This is a genomic window from Candidatus Schekmanbacteria bacterium (assembly GCA_016219965.1).
Classification (GTDB): domain Bacteria; phylum Schekmanbacteria; class GWA2-38-11; order GWA2-38-11; family J061; genus JACRJM01.
This window is the reverse complement of record JACRJM010000003.1, coordinates 286,826-310,171: the sequence shown is the minus strand read 5'-3', so window position 1 is coordinate 310,171 and position 23,346 is coordinate 286,826. Positions and strand designations below refer to the sequence as shown.

At 41.0% G+C, this 23,346-nt stretch carries 17 protein-coding genes; 12 read left to right on the top strand and 5 right to left on the bottom strand.

All coding sequences use genetic code 11. The features are described 5' to 3' along the window. Positions 1 to 211: 211 nt before the first annotated feature. The 3 genes from HZA77_03660 to HZA77_03650 all read left to right on the top strand — a co-directional run bounded on the left by HZA77_03660 (position 212) and on the right by HZA77_03650 (position 4,348). Positions 212 to 2,413, top strand: a complete 2,202-nt coding sequence (locus tag HZA77_03660; GenBank protein ID MBI5374506.1) for a PAS domain S-box protein — start codon at positions 212 to 214, stop codon at positions 2,411 to 2,413. Further along, complete coding sequence (locus HZA77_03655; protein MBI5374505.1) at positions 2,410 to 3,783, top strand: sigma-54-dependent Fis family transcriptional regulator; 1,374 nt, start codon at positions 2,410 to 2,412, stop codon at positions 3,781 to 3,783. Before HZA77_03660 ends, HZA77_03655 begins: the two co-directional genes overlap by 4 nt. Positions 3,784 to 3,943: 160 nt before the next feature. Then, entirely contained in the window at positions 3,944 to 4,348 is a 405-nt protein-coding gene (locus HZA77_03650) for a response regulator (GenBank protein MBI5374504.1), read from the top strand. A 195-nt stretch (positions 4,349 to 4,543) separates the two neighbouring features. On the opposite strand, the gene glnA is transcribed toward HZA77_03650, so the two are convergent. The 5 genes from glnA to HZA77_03625 all read right to left on the bottom strand — a co-directional run bounded on the left by glnA (position 4,544) and on the right by HZA77_03625 (position 13,010). After that, positions 4,544 to 5,956 carry a type I glutamate--ammonia ligase gene (glnA, locus tag HZA77_03645; protein MBI5374503.1) on the bottom strand — a complete coding sequence of 471 codons (1,413 nt, stop codon included), beginning with the start codon at positions 5,954 to 5,956 and terminating at the stop codon, positions 4,544 to 4,546. 168 nt (positions 5,957 to 6,124) lie between these two features. Beyond that, positions 6,125 to 7,351: a hypothetical protein gene (locus tag HZA77_03640; protein ID MBI5374502.1), complete on the bottom strand. Its 1,227-nt coding sequence runs from the start codon at positions 7,349 to 7,351 to the stop codon at positions 6,125 to 6,127. Between the two features lie 2 nt (positions 7,352 to 7,353). Then, positions 7,354 to 8,979 (bottom strand): TolC family protein, encoded by a 1,626-nt coding sequence (locus HZA77_03635; protein MBI5374501.1) that lies wholly within the window; start codon positions 8,977 to 8,979, stop codon positions 7,354 to 7,356. 136 nt (positions 8,980 to 9,115) lie between these two features. Beyond that, positions 9,116 to 11,572, bottom strand: a complete 2,457-nt coding sequence (locus HZA77_03630; protein ID MBI5374500.1) for an LPS-assembly protein LptD — start codon at positions 11,570 to 11,572, stop codon at positions 9,116 to 9,118. 115 nt (positions 11,573 to 11,687) lie between these two features. Further along, positions 11,688 to 13,010, bottom strand: coding sequence for a bifunctional folylpolyglutamate synthase/dihydrofolate synthase (locus HZA77_03625; protein MBI5374499.1), 1,323 nt, complete (start codon positions 13,008 to 13,010; stop codon positions 11,688 to 11,690). 200 nt (positions 13,011 to 13,210) lie between these two features. On the opposite strand from HZA77_03625, the gene pilM reads away from it, so the two are divergent. From pilM to HZA77_03580, 9 genes are all read left to right on the top strand, one after another. Further along, complete coding sequence (gene pilM, locus HZA77_03620) at positions 13,211 to 14,263, top strand: type IV pilus assembly protein PilM (protein ID MBI5374498.1); 1,053 nt, start codon at positions 13,211 to 13,213, stop codon at positions 14,261 to 14,263. After that, positions 14,264 to 14,914, top strand: coding sequence for a PilN domain-containing protein (locus HZA77_03615; protein ID MBI5374497.1), 651 nt, complete (start codon positions 14,264 to 14,266; stop codon positions 14,912 to 14,914). Between the two features lie 5 nt (positions 14,915 to 14,919). Beyond that, positions 14,920 to 15,489 (top strand): type 4a pilus biogenesis protein PilO, encoded by a 570-nt coding sequence (pilO, locus tag HZA77_03610; protein MBI5374496.1) that lies wholly within the window; start codon positions 14,920 to 14,922, stop codon positions 15,487 to 15,489. Continuing rightward, positions 15,486 to 16,151 (top strand): pilus assembly protein PilP, encoded by a 666-nt coding sequence (locus tag HZA77_03605; GenBank protein ID MBI5374495.1) that lies wholly within the window; start codon positions 15,486 to 15,488, stop codon positions 16,149 to 16,151. Before pilO ends, HZA77_03605 begins: the two co-directional genes overlap by 4 nt. Before the next feature lie 76 nt (positions 16,152 to 16,227). Beyond that, positions 16,228 to 18,147, top strand: coding sequence for a type IV pilus secretin PilQ (gene pilQ / locus HZA77_03600; GenBank protein ID MBI5374494.1), 1,920 nt, complete (start codon positions 16,228 to 16,230; stop codon positions 18,145 to 18,147). A gap of 43 nt (positions 18,148 to 18,190) precedes the next feature. Then, positions 18,191 to 18,868, top strand: a complete 678-nt coding sequence (locus tag HZA77_03595) for a hypothetical protein (protein ID MBI5374493.1) — start codon at positions 18,191 to 18,193, stop codon at positions 18,866 to 18,868. Between the two features lie 79 nt (positions 18,869 to 18,947). Continuing rightward, complete coding sequence (locus tag HZA77_03590; GenBank protein ID MBI5374492.1) at positions 18,948 to 21,314, top strand: Ig-like domain-containing protein; 2,367 nt, start codon at positions 18,948 to 18,950, stop codon at positions 21,312 to 21,314. Between the two features lie 108 nt (positions 21,315 to 21,422). After that, a complete protein-coding gene (gene aroC, locus HZA77_03585; protein ID MBI5374491.1) occupies positions 21,423 to 22,625 on the top strand; it encodes a chorismate synthase in 1,203 nt (400 codons plus the stop codon). Between the two features lie 4 nt (positions 22,626 to 22,629). Next, positions 22,630 to 23,193: a hypothetical protein gene (locus tag HZA77_03580; GenBank protein MBI5374490.1), complete on the top strand. Its 564-nt coding sequence runs from the start codon at positions 22,630 to 22,632 to the stop codon at positions 23,191 to 23,193. The last annotated feature ends 153 nt before the right edge of the window (positions 23,194 to 23,346 follow it).

Genomic DNA, 23,346 nt, shown 5'->3' with positions numbered 1-23,346 from the left:
TAAATATAACATATTTATTTGTCAAGAATCCGGTTACCATAAAAAATGAACTGCTCTGTTGATTTCTGGCTCCCCGCTTTCGCGGTGATGACAAGTAAGATAAGAGTAAAGTATAAAAAATAAGAAAAAAGAACTATTAATATGGTCACTAAAAAGTTGGTTAACCATCTCTCTAAATGACATTTTGACATAGTTATTGTATAAAAAAAACATGAGCAGAAGAACAGAAAGGTTTCTGATACTTAGCGGAATTGGAAGAAAGCTTTTTGCCGCGTTCCTTCTTTTTTCGCTCCTGCCGCTTACTCTTTCCATATATCAGGGCTATACGAACAGCCGAAATGCCATGAGGGAGCGCATACTCCTCCAGATAGAAACGGTTTCCCGTTATATAGAGAATAGCATAACTTATTTCGTACAGGAGCGGGAACTCAACTTAAGCTCCATCCTTGCAGGCAACGAATATATGATTGATTGTGTTAAGACGATTGAAAATCCCCTTTCATCACAAAAACAGAAAGAAAAGGCAACAACAGGACTTATAGACCATCTTGCAAAAAAAGAAATGGAAGATGAGAACAGCTATGACATTATTGTGTTGGGAAAGGATGGTAAGATTTTAGCCTCTCTTAATCCGGCTGTAATGGGAATGGACAGATCAAAATCAGATTATTTCAAGAAAGGTTCCATATCACTTTCCACATCTATTTCTTATAGCAAATCTGTTCCTACAATAAGTATATGCGCCCCGGTCCAGAGTGAAAAAGGAGAGTTCCTCGGAGTGCTTGTAAAAAAGGTGAACATCTCAAAGCTCTTTGAGCTCTTAAAGGAAGGAGAAAGGCTGGGGCAGAGCAGCCGTCTTTATTTTATAAATTCCGAGTTTTCAGTTCTTAAGGAATATGATGGAGGCAATGAGGATACGGTCAAATCTGAGGGAGTCTATGAGGCTTTTCAGAAGAAGAGTGTGACCGGAAATTTTGAAACCAGCAAAGAAAAGCGTGTTGCCGCAGCGTATCGTCTGATATCAAGGCTTGGATGGGTTTTGGCATGCGAGGTTGATGAGGATGAAGCTTTTAAACCACTTATCATACTAAGAAACCAGGCAATCGCGTTCGGTGTGTTCCTGTTCTTTATCCTTATTGGAGTTGCCTATTACATTACAAAGGGGATAACAAAACCTATACAGGAGCTTGCAGTTGCTGCGCGCGAGATCGGGAAAGGTGATTTTTCGAGAAGAGTAAAATTTAAACCCGGAGATGAGATAGGGGACACAGCCCTTGCTTTTAATATCATGGCGGACAGGCTTGAAGAAAAGGTGCTGAGCCGGGAACGTTTTATAACCAACATTACCGAGAGCTCCGTTGATGCCATAATAAGCCTGGATAACAATAATTATATAACCACATGGAACAGGGGCGCTGAAGAGATGTTCGGATACGGGAAGGATGAAGTGCTGGGGAGACATTTTGAATTCCTTATTCCACCAGACCTTCTCGAGAAGCGGGAACTCGAATGGCTTGTAAAGGAAACTGAAAAAAAGGGAGTTATAAAAAACTACGAGACAGAGCGCATAACAAAATCAGGGCAGAGAATACAAGTCGCAGTGACAAGAACAGTCCTTCGCGACAGCGATGGAAATATAATAGGCTGTTCTTCGATAGTCAGGGACATTACGGAGAAGAAGAACCTTGAAAAACAGCTCATTCAGTCTGAAAAACTTTCTGCCGTCGGGGAGCTTACTGCAGGGCTTGCTCATGAGATAGGTACTCCGTTAAACATAATATCTGGAAGAGCAGAGTATCTTCTCTCTCTTGTAAAGGATGAACCCAAGATAACTTCCGGACTTAAATCAATAATCAGGCAGATTGACAGGATAACGCTTCTCATCCAGCAGCTTCTTAAATTTACCCGCTCGGAAAAAAGGGAAAGCAGGGAGCTGGATATAAACCGGGTGATCAAGGATACGCTTTTGCTCCTTGAAACTAAACTTGACAAGTCAGGCGTAATGGTAAACAAAATCTTTTCTGAAGATATCCCGCTTATGGAAGGCGATGAAAACCAGATACAACAGGTTTTTATAAATCTATTTTTAAACGCTCTGCATGCAATGCCGGAAGGCGGCGAGCTTGAAATTAAAACAAAGTGGAACAATGAATCCGGAAAATCAGGCACCATAGAGATCGTTGTTTCTGATACGGGAGCAGGGATAGAAGAAAAAAATATTTCACGCATATTTGATCCTTTTTTTACTACAAAAGAGATTGGAAAGGGAACAGGACTGGGGCTTGCAGTGACATATGGAATTATTAAAGACCATGGCGGTACAATTGATGTTATAAGCAAAGTAAATACGGGAACAAGTTTTTATATTACATTCCCCTGCAGGAAAGAGAAAAAAGAAAGTGTTGCCATATGAACAATGAAAGAAAAGACAGAGTACTTGTTGTTGATGATGACATAGAGATGGCGGAAGTCCTTAAGGATTTTCTTGTGACCGAAGGATTCGATGTGGCTATAGCCAAAAACGGGAAAGAAGCCATTGAACTGATAGAAAACGAGGATTTTGCTCTGGCAATTACAGACATGAAGATGCCGGAGATGAATGGAATGCAGCTCCTTAAGAAGATCAAGAGCGAAAAACCTGAGGTGGAAGTCATAATGATTACGGCCTTTGGCTCCATTGAAACCGCAGTTGAAGCCGTAAAAAAAGGGGCCTATCACTATATTACAAAGCCTTTCAAGATTAAGGAAATCCTTCTGGTTGTCAGGAAAGCTCTCGAAAAACAGAAACTCCAGCTTGAGAATGCCTATCTCAGAAATGAAATAGAGAGAAAATATAATTTTCATAACATCATTGGCAAAAGCAGTGCGATACAGAATGTCTTTGACCTCATACAGCTTGTTTCTGAGAATGCAAGCAATGTTGTTATTTACGGCCAGAGCGGAACAGGAAAAGAACTTGTTGCAAAGGCTATACACTATAACGGCAAACGAAGGAACAAGCCATTTGTCCCGATAAACTGCACTGCCATACCTGAGGGACTGCTTGAGAGTGAGCTTTTCGGACATGTAAAGGGAGCTTTTACAGGTGCTGTAGGTGCAAAGCAGGGGCTCTTCGTCAAAGCCAATGGAGGCACTCTTTTCCTCGACGAAATCGGAGATATGGGTCTTGGTCTTCAGGGAAAACTTCTGCGCGTGCTTCAGGACAGGGTGATACGCCCCGTAGGAAGTGTCGAAACAATCACTATAGATGTCAGGATAATTGCAGCAACCAACAAAAATCTCCATGAAGAAATTGAAAATAAGAATTTCAGGGAAGATCTTTTTTACAGACTCAATGTTATTCCAATTACTATCCCTCCTTTAAGCGAGAGAAAAGAGGATATTCCGGTGCTCATAGAACATTTCCTTGATAAGATTTCTAAAGAGCAGGGAGTAAAGAAAACCATTACACAGGAAGCTGTTGAGGTGCTGTCAAACCTTGAATGGAAAGGGAATGTGAGAGAACTTGAGAATTTCATAGAACGGACTGTAATGCTCTGCAAGAAAGATATAATTGAAATACCTGACCTGCCTTTGCATGATCAGACTACGTCCCGGGATATTTCAGATGCGATTAAAAAGAAGCTAACGCTTGAAGATTTTGAAAGGGATTACATAAACGCTATATTGAATGATGTAGGCGGCAATAAACAAAAGGCAGCGGAGATACTTGGCATCAGCTCAAGAACTCTTTACAGGAAAGAGAAGAGATTGTTTTCAGAAGAAGATGATGAAGAAGAGTAAATAAAAAAAGACAAATTGTCATCGCCCACGACTACTTGGCATCTTTATTTAAGATTCTCTCCCTAATTAGATATAAATAAATTCATTAAAATTCAGCATTCTATCCCATTTCTGCATTTTTTATTTCCTTTGGCATGAATCCTGCTTTTCAAAGTATTAAATGGTAGAGATACATGCAATTTACAGGCTTCCTATGGCAGAAATAAAGATACTGATAGTTGATGATGACCGGGAATTCTGTTCCATGCTGGAAGATGTGCTGGGGCTGAAGGGGTATGTTGTATGCAAATCTTTTAGCGGAAGCGATGCTATAAAACTCCTCGAAAAAGAGAATGTTAACCTTGTTATTACAGATAAGAATATGCCCGGCCTTGGGGGTGTTGATGTTATATTGAAGATCAAAGAAACTTATCCCAAGATCCCTGTTATAATTACAACTGCATTCGGAGATAAAAAGTTTAAAGAGGAATCTCTCAGGGCCGGAGCTTTTCAGTATTTCAGCAAACCTGTAAAAATGGCAAGCCTTCTCGAGGCCATAGATAAAGCCCTGCCAGCAAATTCATAATTAATTGACTGTTACCTAAAAATTCCATACAAACTGCCATCAACAATGGGCTTGACTGCTCCCGCGGCAGGCACCTGCTGTTCAGTGCCAGAGCGGGACTGGCAAGCCCATGTCGCATTCAAGTGACAAACAATTAAAACAAATAAAAAAACCGCCGGAAATATTCTGCATTCCGGCGGCTTTGAACTTTTTCAGTTATATGTCAAAGTAAAGTGCAAACTCGTATGGATGCGGTCTCAGTCTCATGGGATCTACTTCGTTCTTGCGTTTGTACTCGATCCACATATCTATTGCATCCTGCGTGAAGACATCACCTTTTAGAAGATAGTCATGGTCTTCTTCAAGAGCGGTAAGTGCATCTTCAAGGGAGCCCGGAACTGAAGGCACACCTGCAAGTTCTTCTGGTCCGAGCTCATAGATATCCTTGTCAAGCGGGTCGCCGGGGTGGATCTTGTTTTCAATGCCGTCAAGACCTGCCATAAGAAGTGCCGAGAAAGCAAGGTAGCCGTTGCATGATGGATCAGGGAATCTCACTTCGATTCTCTTTGATTTCGGGCTTACCGAGTACATTGGTATTCTTATGCTCGCGCTCCTGTTCCTGCTTGAGTATGCAAGGTTAACCGGTGCTTCATATCCGGGGACAAGGCGTTTATATGAGTTGGTTGTAGGTGCAACGAATGCACAAAGAGACGAAGCATGTTTTAAGACTCCGCCGATATAGTACATTGCCATTTCGCTTATTCCGCCATATTCATTTCCAGCGAACAACGGCTGTCCATTTTTCCAGAGCGACATATGGGTGTGCATACCAGAGCCATTATCCCTGAAGACAGGCTTTGGCATGAAAGTTACGGTCTTGTTGTTTGCCCTTGCAACATTCTTGCAGATATACTTGTACCACATAAGATTGTCTGCAGACTTTACAAGAGTATTATACTTCATGTCTATTTCAGCCTGCCCTGCTGTTGCAACTTCATGGTGCTGACATTCTATTTCAATTCCTACCTGCTGCATGTAGAGAACCATTTCAGCCCTTAAATCCTGCTGGCTGTCTGTTGGCGGCACAGGGAAATATCCTTCCTTGTATCGCGGCTTATAGCCAAGGTTTGGTTTTTCATCTCTTCCGGAGTTCCATCTTCCTTCAGATGAATCAAGAAAATAGAATCCCTGATGCTCGTTCTGGTCGAATCTGACATCATCAAAAATAAAAAACTCAGCCTCAGGTCCAAAATAAGCAGTGTCTGCAAGTTTTGTGGCCTTCACATAGCTTTCCGCTTTTTGTGCGATGTTGCGCGGATCCCTTGAATATTTTTCTTTTGTGATGGGGTCGACTATGCTGCATATCATGGCCAGAGTAGGGTATTTAAGCATGGGATCCATGATTGCTGTTTCAGGGTCAGGAATTACAAGCATATCGCTTGCATTAATGGGCTGCCATCCCCTGATGCTTGATCCATCAAAACCGAAACCTTCTTCAAAGCTAGCTTCTGTGAGCTCGACAAGCGGCACTGAAAAATGCTGCCACATGCCAGGGAAATCCATAAATCTCAGATCCACCATTTTTACATTATTTTTTTTAGCAAACTCAACAACCTCTTTTGGCTTCATCACAATATCCTCCGGTAAATAAATAATTAGTTCTGTGTCCTGTCAGCTATCGCAATATTCATGCCATCTGTCTGTTTGCGCTAACTCATTGAAATTAATAAGATAGTAGTTGTTTTGAATATGCATGAAGTGCTCTTTTTCTTATCAAAGTACCTGTGAATTGTTCAATTAATGAGCAGTGCTCTTTTTTCTAAAATGTTTTCTGGCAACTTTACGGAAAATAGAGAATGCACTAAACATATTCCCCCTTTTGCCGGCGATTAACAAAGCAGCTACAGAAGCTACAAAATTTATTATTGTTATCTCTTCCCGAAGATTTGGAATTAAAAATTGAGCTAACCACAATATAAATATTGTCACTGCTTCGTACCAGTGGAAAACCATATTTACTAGAAAGCAAAAACCCATAAGAGACTGGGAGATTGTAAGCAGAATCTCGGCCTGCTGATGCTGATCAAAACGGATTGACTCTTCCCATCCGCTGCTCATTCCAAAAACAATGGGAATCATGGCAACAAGAACTGTCCACTGGTTTATATTTGAAGATACCATGTTCATAAGGGCCATTGGGGCATGAACGATCCTCTTGGCCCAGTAAAAGGCGCTTAACTTTTCCGGAAACTCTGACAGAAAAGGAGCTACCCACTGAATAAAAATGAAATTCGATATTCCCAAAGTTACTGAAAGCGCAAGCATGCTGTGAAAAAACGGTTCGGCAACAAGGTAAATTATAACACCCCCTAAAATAAAAAGCCCTGCAACAGACAGTTTCTTTTGTTTTTCAGGTAAAGCGAGGATCTTCCTCGGGATATATCCCATTTCCTCTTCCGACTCCGCGTCTTTAGGAGGTATCTTGTTTAAAAGCCAGATGTAGGCAATATACAGGCAAGTGAGGATTATTGAGTCAACTATGGTAAGGGTTGCCTTATAATAGATGTAAAAGAAATAGAGGATGGGAATGATGAGGCTTACAACCTCCACTGAATGTTCATCTTCGAGGCGAATCTTCTTTAGTTTTATACCGCCATTTTTTCTCCTGTTGAACAAGGCTGCGACAAAGTAAATCATTGGCCATCCGAGGCCGGTGAGTAATCTTAGCGAGCCGGTAAAGTTTGCCGTGACAAGGTGTATCTTTTCAGGGTCTTTGCCAGCTTCCCAGGCAATGACGGCTTCGACTGCAAATTCAGGGAGTGTCTGGAGCCATGCAAGAATTGCCAGAGCCATTCCCTGAGAAACAAGAAACTGCCCTGCCTCAGCAGCCCAGGCAATTACAAATGAACCTGCAAGTATGGAAGGGAATGTCCAGAGTGCAGATATTGCGCCGGCTGTTGCAGCACTGGTGCCCTGTACAGCTTTGATGACCTGGGTGCAGAAAGCGGTTATTAGTTTTTTCACAATTACAGCATCTTTTCTTCAGGCAATTCTATACTTTCGCTTTCTAGTGTTGTACCAGTTGATTTTTCAAGATCAACAAGAGATTTGTTGTAATCGATTATAGCATTGAGTTCATTTGCTTCTGCAGTTGCAAGGTCTTCCTGAAACTGGAGGACGTCATGAGTTGTTGACATTCCGACTTCATATTTCTTCTCTTCAGCATCGAGCTTTTCTTTTGCCAGCTGGCGTGCCTTTTTTGTGGTATCTATTCTTTTTATATTTGTCTCAACATTTCTTATGGCTGTCCTTACATCAACCATTGCTTTCTGTTTTGTGCTGTTGAGGGTAAGCTGTGCCTGCTCGTTTTCTATGGTGCTCTTTGATAAACTGCTTTTTGCAGCTCTGTTTCCGAGCGGAATTTCGAGCTGTATTCCAACAGACCATGAATAGTAATTCCCTGTGCCGATTCTCTTCAGGGTTTCTTCGTAGCTTTCTCCGAGAGGATTATCATGGCGTTCGAATGGAGCGCTTGAGGAAGAGCTTCCGAAAGCAGACGGCCTTTTCCGTCCACTCAAACCATTGATGCCAAAAGAACTTACGAAATCGAGTTTTGGAAGAAGCTGGTTTTTTGCATACTGTAACGATATGGCGCTGTTGTCAAAACTAAGCTTTGCCTGGTTTATGTCAGGCCGTTTTGCCATTGCAACACTGATTGTTGATGTTGCATCTATTGGCACAGGATTGTAATCCGGCTTGTCAGTCGGTGTTATCTCTACATCCCACCCCTGATCGTCAACGATGTTTATTATCTGTTTTAATTTGTCATCAGCATTTTTTATATTGTTTTCCGCTACTATAACTCCCTCCTGTCTTGATGCTACTTCGGCTTCAGACTGGACTATATCTATCGGGGCCAGGGTCCCTACTTCAACCTGTTTTCTGGTCCTTTCAAGAAAATCAATGGCCCTTTTAAGGGAGAGATCCTTTACCTTTTTGTCGTCTATGGAAAAAACAAGATCCCAATAATATTTTTTAACATTGGTTACAGTATCAATGACATTCTGTTTAAGATTTTGAATTGAGACCTTCTCGTTATTTATAGCCAGTCTTATTTTTGTTTTGTTTACTCCTATGCCGAAGTTTTTCAGGATTGGCTGGGTAACATTAAGTTTTAACTCCGATGTGTAGCTGGGATTCAGTGTTGAAAATGTTGAATTGGTTTTTGCGCGGGTGTTTGTAAAATCAAGGCTCATGTTTGCACCTGTAACAGCATCAGTTCTAAATCCCGTATCCCATTTGTAATTCTTATTAACGACTGTCGGAGCACCGGCAAGAGATGACCCGGTAGGTTTTATGCTTTTGTCAAAGCTTGAATTCAGATAATATGACGGATCAAACTGAGCCTTTTCGTTTATTACATCTTCCTGCTTCCAGAGAGGATTTAATTTTTCCACTTTTATATCAAGGTTTTTGGAAATTGCCATCTCTATTGCCTGCTTAATGGTCATTTCAACTTTGGAATTTCCAGCAGGTTTTTCCTCGCCTTCAGCTCTTGCGGTATATTCAAAGGAGACAGATATAATCGCGATCAAAACTAATGCCAAATATGTCCATTTTTTTATCCGGATTATGTTGAATCTTTTTTTCATAAACTGCACCTCCGCTTATTTATAAATTACATTATCTCTTTCATTAGTATGAAAGGCTAATTTTTTTTTGTAAATAAATTATGGATTCTCTATAGGACAATTTTTTTTTTGTAAAGCAGGAAAGTAGAGCGCTTTGCTACATTCCGAGTGAAGAAATTTCTCCGAGGGTTTTAAGCTCTACAAGAAGCCAGAAGAACTGGTCATCTCTCATGCTGTTATCTTTTGAAAGAAGGGTATGTCCTTCTCTGAAATATTCCCTCACCCCATAGGTCCCTTCTACACTCCAGCACTGGGCAATATATTTTACCCTAAGGTTATATTCTCTCTGTTTCAGATCAAAAAGGTCTGTATCTAAGAAATTGTTCGTTCCCTTCTGGGTATTGTAGAACCTCGCTAAATATCCAAACTCCCATCCTGCAGGGAATGCCACATCAAGTTTGAATGTGGTGAAAACATTTTCATAGGGCTTTTCGAAATCAAACAGAGGATTGAAATCCGGTTCATCCCAGTCCAATGCCTGGTTAACAAGAGGTGATGTCCATCTTGTGGAGAGGGAGAAGGTTGTTTTGGCTCCAAGCATGTCTCTTGAAACGCGCATGGATGCAATTGCCCTGTCAAGGTCACTGTTAACAGGGTCTACATATCCTGAAAATGAGAATTGCGTCCCCTGATAGGGGAAGAGATCTAAATCAATATTCATATCTGAGAGTGCACGCGTATTGTTTACCTGTCTTCTGAAACGTTGTTTGCTTTCAATCAATCTTCTGTATTTCCCATTGTCCTTTTCAAAGTCATAAAACTGGCTTAGCGAAAGTCTTGCTATTTCTCGGTTCGTGTCTTCTCCTCCCGAGGTGCCGGCAAAATTTCCGTAAAAGGTGTTGGAAAGGATCCACTTGAGATACTCTCTCCCCCTGATAAAGTCGAGGTCATCCCCCTGAAGTATTTTATTTCTCTGTCTTACATTGGGGATATACGAATATTCAATTGAGGGTTGTATGACATGCTTTATTTTCTGCAGGTCCCCTGTTCCGGTTTTCATGACAGCATAGGCTGCCGGGCCGTCTGCCCTTATGTTTATGTCAAAAAGTTCCCTCGTAGCATCGGAGTTGTCTGAAAGGTTGACTTTCTTCAATGTGCCATCATTAGAAAAAGCTTTGTCTTTGCTGTTCCCTGTGTCCCTATTTGTATAGAATGTTTCCCTTATGCCAAGCTTGGTGGTAACTGTGAGAATATCCTTTATGTTTACAGGCAATATTACCTGCGGATGAAAATCAAGTCTCATCTGGTCGAAATTTTCAACGCCCCTTGTATCAGAGGTATAGTCTTTGCTCTTAATCTTGCTTCTCATTGAAGCGAATGATGAGTCGAGCCTGAATTTTAAGGGCAAATAATCGTTTAGCTTATCAAGACCTTTTATCAAACCGTCGCTGCCAAAAACCGGCTGTTCAAGAGCTATGAATTGAACATTGGGGAGATACTGGTATGTTTTTTTTGTGATTACATCATGAAAGCTGATATCATTTTTCTTATTATCCCATAATCCGGGGAATGATTTTATTCTTTCATCGTGCCTTGCCGCACCAAATTCATAGAAATACCTGTCCCACGACTTGCTCAAAGTTACATAAGTGTCAAGCTTTGTATCAGAACCTCGGGACCTGTCTTCCTCACTTTCGCCAAAATCCTGATTAAAGTTTTGGTCGCTCTTTGCATCTATCTTCCCTACAATCCGCATGCCATTGCCAAGCTCCTGCTTGTGGAAAAGAAAGATATTCCATCTGTCTTCTCTTCCTCCGCTATTTCCTCCGTTGTTATTGTTAGATGAATTCTTTTGGGATATATAATAAGCATTGGCTGCACCTGAGCTGTCTTTATCTATCAGGTAATTAAAATTCAATTCTCCGGCCAAGCCATTTTTTCCTTGCAGGTCGGCTGTGAAAGTGGCATCAGAATAATCATTAAAGGCCCAGAAAAATGGCTGTTTCCATCTCGCTCCTTTTCTCTGGCTGTAACCGACCTTGGGAAGAAGAAATCCAGAAGAACGGTCTTTTTTCAGAGGAAAATAAAGCAGAGGGGAATAAAGCACGGGTATATGTTTTATCTGGAAGGAGGAGTCTTTTGCTTTTAAGAGTCCGTTAACTTTGGCATCTGCTTCGCTGGTTTTTATTGACCATGCAGGGACCTCTGCCTGGCAAGCCGTATAGTAACCTTTGATCACCTTGTAGCGTTCAAGGCCAAGCCTTCTTATCTCAACGCCTGTGAGGTAATAGGTTGGTTCGAGAAAAACTTCACCATTGTAGATCACCCCTATTTTTGTTTTGATATTGAAGTTTATCTCTTCACAGAAAAGCACGCTTGAGCCATCTTCAACTACAACATTCCCTCTTGCCTTAACGTCTGCGGTTTCAAGATTGTACTCAACATAATCTGCCTGCAGGTTCATTCCTTCATATTCTATGTCAACAGCCCCGCGGCCTATGAGCAGGTTGTCGTCGCGGAGATAATCAAGCGTTTCTCCGTAGAAATTGACGTTTTCCCCTTTTTCGATTTCTATGCTTTTAAATCTTTCTTCAAAACGTTCTCCGCTATCCATTCCCTTGTCTGCCGAATGACATAATTCTGGCATGGAAAGCAGAAAGCATAGAGCAATCATTACAATTATAAAGGCTGAACAATTTTTCATAGGAAGGAAAGTTTTATATGGAAGATCAAATAATATCAATTTTTTTCTTTTGTTGCTTATCTGCATGTTCAAGCACTTTATCTGCGTATTCAATTAACGGAGCAACCAGAAATATCGACCCTGTAACACAGATAATGCCATCCGTAGGGCATTTTTGGCAGGCAAGCTTTAATGCAGCAAGCGGGTCATCTTCTACTTCAATGTCTTTTTCATCTCTGAAAAGTTCATTTTTTATAGATTCCGGATTCTTTGCACGGGGATTTACGGGACGTGTCAGTATTATTTTTCTCCCTTTAGTGGCAAGCATCGAAAGTGTTTCCCTGTAATCTTTCTCTTCAACAGTACCATAAACCAGCACTATTTCCCTTTTATGGCACTCTTTGTTGAGATAGTCTGCGAGATACCTGGCCGCATGACTGTTGTGTGCACAGTCAAAAAGGACTTCTCTGCCAATGTTGATATGTTCCATCCTTCCCCGCCATCTGACATTTGCCAGTCCCTTTCTTAAAATATCTTCAGAGATGGTTTTTTTGTCTTTTGCAAATTCAAGGGTTGCTGCTATGGCTATGGATGCGTTGTATATCTGGAACTCTCCTTCAAGGGGGACATGAATATTTTTTATATGGAAATTTTCAGATTCGAAGTCAAAATTGATACCTCCTCTCACGGGAGATATGTTTGAGGCTGAAAAGTCCTTTCCATAACCAAAAAGTCTGGAACCTGTATTTTTACATTTATCTTTTATTACATTGAATGCAGAAGGCTTTCTTTCACAGGTAAAAACAGCGCTGTTATCTGATATTATTCCTGCTTTCTCAAAGGCTATTTTTTCAAGAGTGTTGCCCAGGATTTCAACATGATCAAATCCTATGTTGGTGATTACGGATGTCTTTGAAGGGGCAATGATGGTGGCATCAAGCCTTCCACCAAGTCCTACTTCCAGAACAGAGGCATCTGCTTTTGCTCTTTTAAAAATGAGAAATGCGACAACCGTTAGGAGTTCAAAAAAAGTGATCTCATCAGTTCCGGCTCTTTTAACATCAGAGACTGCCTTACAGAAATCTTCCTTTTTTACCATTTTGCCGCTTATTCTTATTCTTTCCCTTATATCTATAAGGTGAGGTGATGTGTATAGGCCGGCAGTGAATCCCGCCTCTTTGAGAATGGAAGCAATCATAGCCGAGGTAGACCCTTTCCCGTTTGTTCCTCCCACTATTATTGACGGATAATCATTCTGAGGATTGCCTAAATCAGATGCCAGCCTTCTTATCCTGTCAAGCCCAAGAACCATACCCTTAGGCTTGAAGCTCTTAAGATATGCCATTATTTCTTTATAGCTTTGAGCCATTAATATAAAATCTCCTTTGCTCATTTCCTATCTGACTATTAACGATGAGTCAACCCGATAAAGTTCAAAAATAATTAAGCGTGTGAGTTTTGTTACAACATTTAAAATATCACTTAAAATGTCAAAAGGCTTGACACTGATTTATTGCAGGAAATATAATCTCACTATTAACATAAAAGAAGGGGGTGTAATTCGAATACATGATTAGTCTCTCTAAATCGCTTGTCGGTCTTGATCTTGGTTCAAGTTCGATAAAGGCTTTTATGCTCAAGGATAGTTCCAAAGGCTTCATCCTTGAAAAGTTCACTTTAAAGCCCGTAGTTCCTGATTCCATTGTTGACGGTTCCATAATGGATTCGCTTTCAGTGCAGGAGGCGATAAAGGAAGTTGTGGCAGAGATGAAGATAAAAGGGAACAATGTAGCAACCTCCATCTCCGGCCACTCTGTCATAGTGAAGACCATAACTACGAATATGATGACTAAAGAGGAACTTAAAGAAACCATAATGGTTGAAGCTGAGCAGTATATCCCCTTCGATGTTGAAGAAGTCTATATAGACTTCCATATAATAGGTCCTGATCCAAAAGATGAGACACTCATGAATGTTCTTCTGGTAGCAGCAAAGAAAGAGCAGGTAGATGAGTATGCAAATATCCTTAGAAATTCAGGATTGAATCCTGTAATGGTTGATATTGATTCTTTTGCCCTTGAGAACTGCTACCTCTTAAACTACGAGGATGAACCTAACAAGATAATAGCCATGGTGAACATAGGTTCGTCACGCATAAATATAAATATCATGAAGGATAAAATACCTGTCTTTGTACGCGATATAAACCTGGGCGGGAAAAATTATACCGAAGCAATCCAAAAAGATCTCCAGATAAACTTTGAAGAAGCTGAAAGGCTTAAAAAAGGTGAAGCTGTTGACGGTTATAGTTACGAAGATATCAAGACAATAATAAGTTCTGTTTCCGAGGAGTTGTGCCAGGAAGTGATAAGGTCTATGGATTTTTTCCGTAATACTGCCAGAGAAGGCCAGATTGACAAGATCTATCTAAGCGGCGGATGTGCAAAAGTAAAGGGTCTTGATGAGTTAATAAAAGAAAGGGCAAGTGTTGATGTCACTATACTTAATCCTTTCAAAAACATAAAAATAAGCAAAGCTATAGATATAGCTAAGCTTACTGATATTGCACCTCTTGCCGCTGTTGGTATCGGACTTGCGATGAGAAGAGTGGGAGACAGTTAAGTGATAAAAATAAATCTTCTCCCTATAGAGAGGGAGATAAAGCAGGCTCGGGCGACAATTGAATTATCAATATATTTAGCCACAGTTTTTGTGTTGGTGATTCTTCTCTTTATTCTAAATGTAGTAAGGCAATCGACTCTTTCTTCCTTAACCGCTGAGGTAGAAAATCTTACCCAGAAGGTTAATTCAATGAAGGATGTAGAGGCTCTTCATACGAGCATACAGGATGAAAAGGCAAAGCTTACCACAAAACTTGACTCTGTTTTGATGGTGACTGAGTCAGAAACGACATTTATAAAACATCTCGATGAGTTGTCTTTGCTGATTCCTGGCGGGATATGGCTGGATACTTTGGATTTTACCGGTACATCGTACTCTTTTGGCTGCAATGCAGCGTCATATTACGATGTGTCACAGTTTTACAACAAAGTGAAAGAGTCAAGTCTCTTTACCATAGGACCTTTTCCCTCTATAGCCGAGGCCGGAACAGAGGCTGGAAGGCCTACTTATAAATTCAAAATTAGCGGCACAACAAAGGATCTGAAAATTCATAGAACACAAGCGGAAGTAAATGCTCAGCCGCAGGGAGCTCCTTCCCAAAGCGTACCCCAGCAGGTTCCCGGGAATGAGACTCAACAGAAGAAAGGTTAGAAATAATGGCTCTGGAGCTTAAACTTGATTTCATGTTTACACTTCCCAAATGGCAAAAATATACCATTTTGGGAGTAACGGCACTGCTTATTCTTATATCATACTTATGGTGGTTTTATTTCCCATTAAGTGAAGCCATTGACAAAGCATCAAAAGAAAAAGATGTCCTTTCTTCAAAGGTTGCAACCTTGGACAGGATGAAAGGTGAAATAGAGAAGTTCAAAAAAGAAAATGCACAGCTTCAGGTGCAATACTTGGCGCAGACCGAGATATTGCCTCCTTCCGAAGAACTGCCTAATCTTCTGAATTCTATTGTTGATATCTCCAAACAGTTTAATATCAAGATTAAATCGTTTACTCCGGCGGCTCTTACCCAGGGGCAGTATTATAATGAGATGAAGATAGCTATTAACGTTGAAGGGGCTTATAAGGATATTTCCCTTTTTGTTGATTCCATAAGGAAGATGAAGAGAATAGTTAATATAGAGAATCTGTCTCTTACCGAGCCAGTTCAAAAAGAAGGGACTATTGTATTAAAAGGAGCCATGAGCCTGAGGATATTTTCAAGGTCATGACCACAAAAATAAAAGATATGTTTAATAAAAATCCTGATAGCATTGGTATGCCTCTTTGGGGAGTGAGTAGTTTTCTATTAGTTATTGTTTTCCCTCTTATTCTTGGCGCCGCAGAACCATCAAAGGCTCCTTCTCCGGCAAAGCCTGAGCCGGCAGCGGCATCACCGGCTCAATCTGCAGCAGCCCAATCTTCTAATCCATCTTTGCCTCAGTCTCCTTCGTCTGCCGACAACATCGCACAGCAAAGTAAAGAGGCTTTAAAACAAATTGAAAAATCAAAGGCAGCATATTTTTATGACCCGCGCGGGAAAAGGGACCCTTTCAGGTCGCCTTATATGGAGGAAAAAACAACTACTCAGCTTGTAAGCGAAGAGGAAAAGATAACACTTGAAGGGTTGCAGCAGTTCAAGGCAAATGCACTTCAGTTGACGGGTATTATAATTAAAGGAAAAGAGCATGTTGCTATGGTTAAAGCGCCGGATGGGAGAATATATATATTGAGAGAGAAATCAAAGGTTGGCCCTGCTGGGATTGTAAAAAAAATACTTAAGTCAAAAGTAATTATTGAGGAAGAATATACATTGAAAGCGAGTGATGACTTCGGAAATGTAACAACCAGAAAGGAGAAAAAGGAAATTGTAATGTCGTTGCATAACACATAAAGAAATCTTGTTTGATTTAACTATAAGGGAAAGCAAATCCTGAGTTATTCCTGACACTATTTGGGGGTTTGTATAAATGGGATTAAAAAAAATAAAATGTTTAAGGTTGTTCTTATTTGTTTTCATAGGTTGTATTGTTTTATCTGGTTGTAGTACCGGGACAAAAAATGAAATAAACAAACAGGAACCCGGTGTTTCCGCTGAACCACTGAGGTCAGAAACTCTTGTGGAAGGTATTAATTTTATCAACACTACAGCTGATACAATTATAACGTTAAAAGTTTCAAAACCTGTGGAGTATAGTTCCTATCTTCTTTCTGATCCTGTCCGTATAGTTCTTGAAGTTACAGATTCACGCCTTTCTCCGGGCGTACCTGAAATGACATCTGTAAATGGCGCGGTTGTTACAGGTGTTACGCTTAAAGAAGAAGAAGGTATGACAAAAATAGTGAAGGCTGAAATAGAACTTTTAAAGAATGCGGAAAGAAAAATAGAATCAAACGGAAACTTTATAACCATAACGATAAAAAATCCCCAGGGAGATGAAAATGAGGCAGTGGAAGCTGAAGCTTCGGGATCTGAATCAGATGTAAAGAAAATCAAAGAAGCTCTAATGGGAAATGAAGAGGGGAAAAAATCCCTTACAACTGAAATAAGCCGTGAAAAAGAATATGCCAGAGCTAAACCAGCCGGTTTTTCAGGGGATAAGATATCGCTTGATCTGCAGAATGCAGATGTTGAAGATGTAATAAGGCTAATTGCGGAAATAAGCGGTATGAATTTTGTAATAGAAGAAGGAGTAAGGGGAAAAATAAATATCAAGCTCGACAACACACCCTGGGACCAGGCGCTTGATCTGGTTCTTAAGATAAATACACCGCAGCTTGTCCTCGTTAAAGATGAGGGAATCTACAGGGTAATGACTTTGGATAAAAGCAAAAGGATAAGGAAGGAGAAAGCTGAAGAAGCTGTTGTGCGCAAAGAGGAAAAGGAAGCTGAGGAAGCTGTTCAGCCTCTTATTACAAAGACTATAAGGCTGAGCTATGCCAAGGCTAAAACAATAGAGCCGGTCGTTAAAAACTTCATGTCCAGCAGGGTTAAAACTGATGCGCTTTTGACAACAGACGAGAGGACCAATTCCCTCATAATAAAGGATATAATTCCAAGTGTGGAGCAGATAGAAAATGTAATTCGCCAGCTTGACAGACCCACACCTGAGGTTGAGATCTTAGCTAAGATCGTTGAAATAGATGAAGGTTTTGACAGAGCTCTTGGAATCCAGTGGGGAGCAAATCTTGTAAAGAGCCCGGCTACCGGCAATGCTACAGGACATGAATTCCCGAACAGCATCAATCTTTCCGGAATAGTGGGCGACGAGAATAATCCTTCCCAATCAGGCAAGGATTTTCTTGTTAATCTGCCTATCGCGGACAAGACAAGCGGCCTTGGGCTCATACTCGGCAATGTGAACAACACATTTAACCTTGAGGTTCAGTTGTCTGCCCTTGAAAGCCAGAACAAGGTAAAACTTCTTAATAACCCGAAGCTTCTTGTTGTTGATAATGAAAAAGCAAAAATTCAGGTAGGTAACCAACTCCCGTCGGTAATAATCGATGAACAGGGAAAGCAGAGCATAGAGTGGAAGGATATAGGAATAATCCTGGAGGTAACGCCGCAGATTACTGCCGACGGCTCTATATTCATGGATGTAAGCCTTGAGAAGTCCCGACAGGGTTCGAATGTACAGATACAGACCGGGCAGCATTATTCAATAGTAAAGACAGAATCGCAGACAAAGGTTTTAATAAAGAGCGGTGAAACAGCAGTTATAGGCGGACTCACAGAAAAGACAGATGATACGTCAAGCAGCAGGACACCTTTTCTCTCAAAGGTTCCTCTTATAGGGAATTTCTTTAAAAACAGGACAACATCGCAGTCAAGTTCTGAAATACTTATATTCCTCACACCGCGCATAGTTGAGGCGTATATGCAATAAAACAGTACAGCGCGATCTTCACATAATTAACTGGAGATAAAAGATGAAGTTAAAAAAAATCCCCTTTTTATTTTCTATAATACTTGCAGCAGTTGTGTTTGGTTTTTTTCAGCCTGTATTTGCAGGAGACAGCAATTCCCAGTCTGAACGCAGTAATAAGGGAGTTTTAACTTATCTTATTGTCAGCGACATGACCTCAACAGACCAGGGAGACAATGGTGCCGGAAGTATTGATATTGTAAGGAACCTGGACTGCACCGGCGACGGGAGTACCACTACTACGGATAAAGAACAATTCGCTGATTTTAAGGTTACCATGACCATCAAAAACCAAGGGCATCCCAATTATCCGGATCCAACAAACCATGATGTGCAGATCACGAGTGTTGAGGTTACAGCCAAAAAAATGGGCGGCGCTGCAAAGAAAAGCCTTACCCCAAAAATAAAATTCAGCAAAATATCAAGCGGCGGAATAATTCCACAGGACGGGTCGCTTGATCTTACTTTAACTATTTTTTCAAAATCACAGAAAGAAATCATCTATAACAGGTATGCTCAAAAATATTTTTCAAAATTTGGCTCTACTTCCGTACCCAGTCCTTACCTCAGGTACAAGATTAAAATAAAGGTAAAAGGGAAAGAAATCCCTTATGGGAATAAAGTCGATACAGAGGTAGAGCTTCCTGTGACTCTTGCAGATGTTGATAACTGTTCATCTTAAAAGTTTATGAATTAAATTACACAATAATCCCTATTTGGGACATGTGGTTAAGCTCAATAAAAAATGCTGGAGATAAGGCATGAATAAAAAGAAAAAAAGCATACAGTTCAAAATTTCGCGCTCATGGTTATTTTGTATAGGTTTGTTCCTCTCCTTGATGTTCTTTGCAGGAATAGTTTTTGCAGAAACAGCAAAGTCAAATGACAGCAAGGAACTTTTTAAAAAAAGCAAAAGGATATCTTCTGTAATCTATTTCGTGTCTGACAGTGACTCCATCCCTGCCGATGGTGAAACAGCTGCAACTCTTACAGTGCTCATGGAAAACAAGAAAGGAAAACCGCTCAAAGGTATAAAATTAGGATTTACCATAGCATCAGGAGAAGGAACGCTTTCTGCCAATACGGCAACTACCGACAATAACGGCAGGGCTACAATTGAGCTTACGAGCTCAACCGAAGGGACTGTTCTGGTGCTTGTCAAAACAAAAAATATTCTGCCAAAGAAGAAAAAATTATTAGCTATATCAGTAACGGCAGTCCAGACATCGAACCTGGTCCTTTCGTCAGATAAGACAAAACTGTCTGCTGATGGTACAAGCACAGCAAAAATCACCGCACTTCTAAGAAATGAAAAAAACAATCCAATAATTGATGCTACCGTAGAATTTGCAACGGAAAAGGGAATAATACCGGCTTCAGCGACAACAGATTCGAATGGAATGGCTTCGGTGAATTTAATAAGCGAGAACTTTAACGGCAATGTTGTAGTGACAGCGACATATATTGATACAACGGCAACTGTAACGATAGAGTTCGTATCAGCAGGAGTAATTAATCTTGTAATGACAGCGGTTCCCGGCAATATAACCGCAGATGGGGCTGATGCTTCAACAATTACCGTTACGATTACTGATGCAAACGGAAACCCTGTTGCCGGAGAAACTGTTGATTTCCGCAATGCTCTGGACAATGACGGTGACGGGACAATTTCTGCAGGTGACACTCTTGATTATGGAAGCCTGTCTCCAACTACAGGTACTACAGACAAAGATGGAGTGATTACTACGACACTGACATCAATTGTGACCGGTACAATAGTGGTCGAGGCGTCTAGCAGCGGGACAATAAATAATACTACTGTAAATGCAGTTGCAGCCGGCGAGGTAAAAAATGTAGGACTTGTGTCCGGCAGCAGTTCCATTCTGGTTAATGGCGGCTCTACAGCAATTACCGCTACATTTTCAAACATTACATCAGGGAATGCCATATTCACGACATCGCTGGGCAACGTCTCGGTAAATGATGTTGCAATTGCCCCGGACGGGACAGCCTCTGTAACTCTCATAGCAGGAAAACTTACAGGCATTGCAGTAGTGAAAGTCTCATACTACGATGCTATAACAAATAGCAGGATTGAGGGAAGCATTAATGTAACAATAACTTCAGACACACCTGCATCAATTACTGTCAGTGCAACCCCTGATAATGTACGTGCAGGTTCAGGGCAGGCGGTTATAACAGCATTGGTCAAGGATGCTGATGGCAATCCGGTTGCCGGGACTGAGGTTGGTTTCACTCTCGACAATAAACCCGGCGGAACAGAAACCCTCGACACATCAATGGCAGTTACAGATGCCAATGGAATTGCTTCGGTTAATTTTATAGCAGGAGAATTAACTACACCGCTTTTTAACGGGATTAAAATTAATGCTTATGTTGCTAAAAATACATCTGTTACTTCTTCTACATTCCTTACAATCTCAGGGGAGCCTTTCCATGTGGCATTGGTTTTTAACGATTTTGGGACACCTCTTACTGAAAATGGCGACGGTACATTATCCTGTCCCATGGCTGCACTTGTAAGTGATGTGCATGGAAACCCGGTGGCCGACGGCACGCTTGTATCATTTGGAGTTGCTACAACACAGATTGTGGCAAACGAAGCTGACATAGATGTTGATATCAATGGTGATCTCGATAAATTAGATAAGATTTTGCTTTCTTCTGAAGATGTCAACACAAATGGAATACTTAACTCCGGCGAAGACCTTAATGGCAACAGGGTGATAGATACAATAGAAGATATTAACGGTAATGGTGTTCTCGATGTTAATGAAGACACAAATAGTAATGGTGTCCTTGATCCGGGAGAAGATGTAAATGGAAATGGTATCCTTGACATTGATGAGGATATAAACGGCAATGGACGTTTGGATGTCAATATATCTGCTTCCTCGATAGTTACAACATCATCCGAGACAGTTGACGGAGTGGCAGTTGGCGACCTTCGTTATGGGGTAAACTTTGTTGAAAGGTTCCAGGTAAGGCTTACTGCCGAAAGCGGAGGAGTTATCGACAGCGATGGTCAGTATCTTGTTCTTCCGCGAAGAGATTCTGATGAAGGAAAGAATATAACCAATCAGAGTACTTTTATTACATGGCCGTAATGCTACACATAATCTTTGCAGTATGGAGGGCTCTCAATATGTTGAGAGCCCTCTCTTTTATATGTATAATATAAATAAATTTTTAGAAGAGAAGGAAGCTGATCAATCATGTTGAGATACTTGACTGCAGGTGAATCGCACGGGAAACTTATAAACGCAATAATCGAAGGTGCTCCTTCGGGACTTCCAATTACAGGGGAGGAAATTAACCTGGAACTGCGCCGCCGCCAGATGGGCTATGGCAGAGGCGGCCGTATGAAGATAGAGAGGGATGAAGTTGAAATAACCTCGGGCGTGCGTTTCGGGAAAACAACAGGAGCACCGGTCTCGCTTCTCATAAGAAACCGGGACTGGGAAAACTGGCGAACCAAGATGTCTATTATGCCGCGCAACGAGGAGGTACAGCTTCTTGTCCATCCGCGTCCCGGGCATGCTGATCTTGCAGGCGGCTTGAAATATCTTGAGCATGATTTAAGAAATATCCTTGAGCGTTCAAGCGCGAGGGAGACTGCATGCCGCGTTGCAGTAGGAGCAGTAGCCAAAAGCCTGCTTAATCATTTTGGAGTTATGGTCATAAGTCACGTCACCAATATCGGCGGAGTAGAGGCAAAGGACCTGTCCCGTAATCCGGTTGAGCTTTTCCGCAGGGCTGAACATTCAGAAGTGCGCTGTGCAGACAGGAAATCTTCCGAGAAAATGAAAGCTGCCATAGACAAGGCAAAAGAGAATGGTGATTCCCTTGGAGGGATTTTCGAAATAATAGTAAAAAACCCGCTGGCAGGGCTTGGTAATACTTTCCATTGGGACAGAAAACTTGATGCAAAGCTTGCCTATGCGGTTATGAGCATTCAGGCAATAAAGGGGGTCGAGATTGGTGCAGGGTTTAACTCTGCTGATATGTTAGGTTCAGCTTACCATGATGAGATATTCTTAAGAAAACCTAACCAGCCTCACAAGGGAAGAAACCCATGGGGAGGAGGTTTTTACCGGATGACAAATAATGCAGGCGGTATAGAGGGAGGAATAACCAATGGAGAAAATATAATAATAAGAGCAGTAATGAAACCTATTCCTACCCTTATGAAGCCGCTCCGGTCAGTTGATATTAAGACAAGAAAGCCTTTTAAAGCAGCTATTGAAAGGTCTGATGTTTGCGCAGTCCCGGCAGCCGCTGTTGTTGCAGAGGCTGTTGTGGCATTTGAAGTGGCAAATGCCTTTATGGAAAAGTTAGGCGGAGACAGCTTGATGGAAATGGAAAATAATTTTAAAGCATATACAGAAGCCATATTAAAATACGCAGGGAGGGAATAGCGTTATGAAATGGCGGATAATGATATTTTTATTTCCGGTTTTTCTTTTTACATTTACTTTAGATATTGTTAATCCTGAGACTATTTTCCGCTACAAAGACAAGGATGGAGTGATTCACCTCGTTGATACTCCAGACAAGATCCCGCAGGAATACAAGGAGAAAATTGAGCAGAGGATAGAGACAGGTGAAGCTAAGGAACCCCAGCCTGAATATAAAGAGCTTATTGAAAAAGCAACTGCCCCTAAAGCTGCGGAAGGAGAGGCAGGAGGGAAAACAGAAGAAGAGAAAAAGGGTGAAGAGCTGAAAAAATGGGAAGAAACTAAGTCTAAAGTGGAAGGAGAACTCTCTGCTGCCAAAAGCGCACTTGATGATGCTGAAGCTTTCAAAGCAAGAACGGTAAATTCCTATTCAAGGAAAACATATACCAATGCAGACCGTGACGCTGCGGCAAAGAAAGTTGAAATAGCAAAACAGCAATATGAAATGGCAAAGCAAAAATATGATGCCTTCAAAGAAGAAGCCAGGACTAAGGCTCCCTATGACTGGTGGAGAGCAAATTTCTATTGATGTGAATATCATTTTTATCTTCATAATAAAACCCCTTTTGCATCCTGCGTAATATGTAAAGATCTCCTTACAAATAGACAGATAACGAGACAATTTTTTCAAACTTTTAAGAGATACTTTTGTTTATATTCTTCTTCAGGGAATGTAATTATA

What these genes read in the sequence shown, in the direction of transcription:
- pilM (MBI5374498.1), top strand. Translation starts at nt 13,211, where the DNA reads ATGATTAGTCTCTCTAAATCGCTTGTCGGTCTTGATCTTGGTTCAAGT.
- HZA77_03635 (MBI5374501.1), bottom strand. Translation starts at nt 8,979, where the DNA reads ATGAAAAAAAGATTCAACATAATCCGGATAAAAAAATGGACATATTTG.
- HZA77_03605 (MBI5374495.1), top strand. Translation starts at nt 15,486, where the DNA reads ATGACCACAAAAATAAAAGATATGTTTAATAAAAATCCTGATAGCATT.
- HZA77_03595 (MBI5374493.1), top strand. Translation starts at nt 18,191, where the DNA reads ATGAAGTTAAAAAAAATCCCCTTTTTATTTTCTATAATACTTGCAGCA.
- HZA77_03655 (MBI5374505.1), top strand. Translation starts at nt 2,410, where the DNA reads ATGAACAATGAAAGAAAAGACAGAGTACTTGTTGTTGATGATGACATA.
- HZA77_03650 (MBI5374504.1), top strand. Translation starts at nt 3,944, where the DNA reads ATGGTAGAGATACATGCAATTTACAGGCTTCCTATGGCAGAAATAAAG.
- glnA (MBI5374503.1), bottom strand. Translation starts at nt 5,956, where the DNA reads ATGAAGCCAAAAGAGGTTGTTGAGTTTGCTAAAAAAAATAATGTAAAA.
- pilQ (MBI5374494.1), top strand. Translation starts at nt 16,228, where the DNA reads ATGGGATTAAAAAAAATAAAATGTTTAAGGTTGTTCTTATTTGTTTTC.
- HZA77_03590 (MBI5374492.1), top strand. Translation starts at nt 18,948, where the DNA reads ATGAATAAAAAGAAAAAAAGCATACAGTTCAAAATTTCGCGCTCATGG.
- HZA77_03630 (MBI5374500.1), bottom strand. Translation starts at nt 11,572, where the DNA reads ATGGATAGCGGAGAACGTTTTGAAGAAAGATTTAAAAGCATAGAAATC.
- HZA77_03660 (MBI5374506.1), top strand. Translation starts at nt 212, where the DNA reads ATGAGCAGAAGAACAGAAAGGTTTCTGATACTTAGCGGAATTGGAAGA.
- pilO (MBI5374496.1), top strand. Translation starts at nt 14,920, where the DNA reads ATGGCTCTGGAGCTTAAACTTGATTTCATGTTTACACTTCCCAAATGG.
- HZA77_03580 (MBI5374490.1), top strand. Translation starts at nt 22,630, where the DNA reads ATGAAATGGCGGATAATGATATTTTTATTTCCGGTTTTTCTTTTTACA.
- HZA77_03625 (MBI5374499.1), bottom strand. Translation starts at nt 13,010, where the DNA reads ATGGCTCAAAGCTATAAAGAAATAATGGCATATCTTAAGAGCTTCAAG.
- aroC (MBI5374491.1), top strand. Translation starts at nt 21,423, where the DNA reads ATGTTGAGATACTTGACTGCAGGTGAATCGCACGGGAAACTTATAAAC.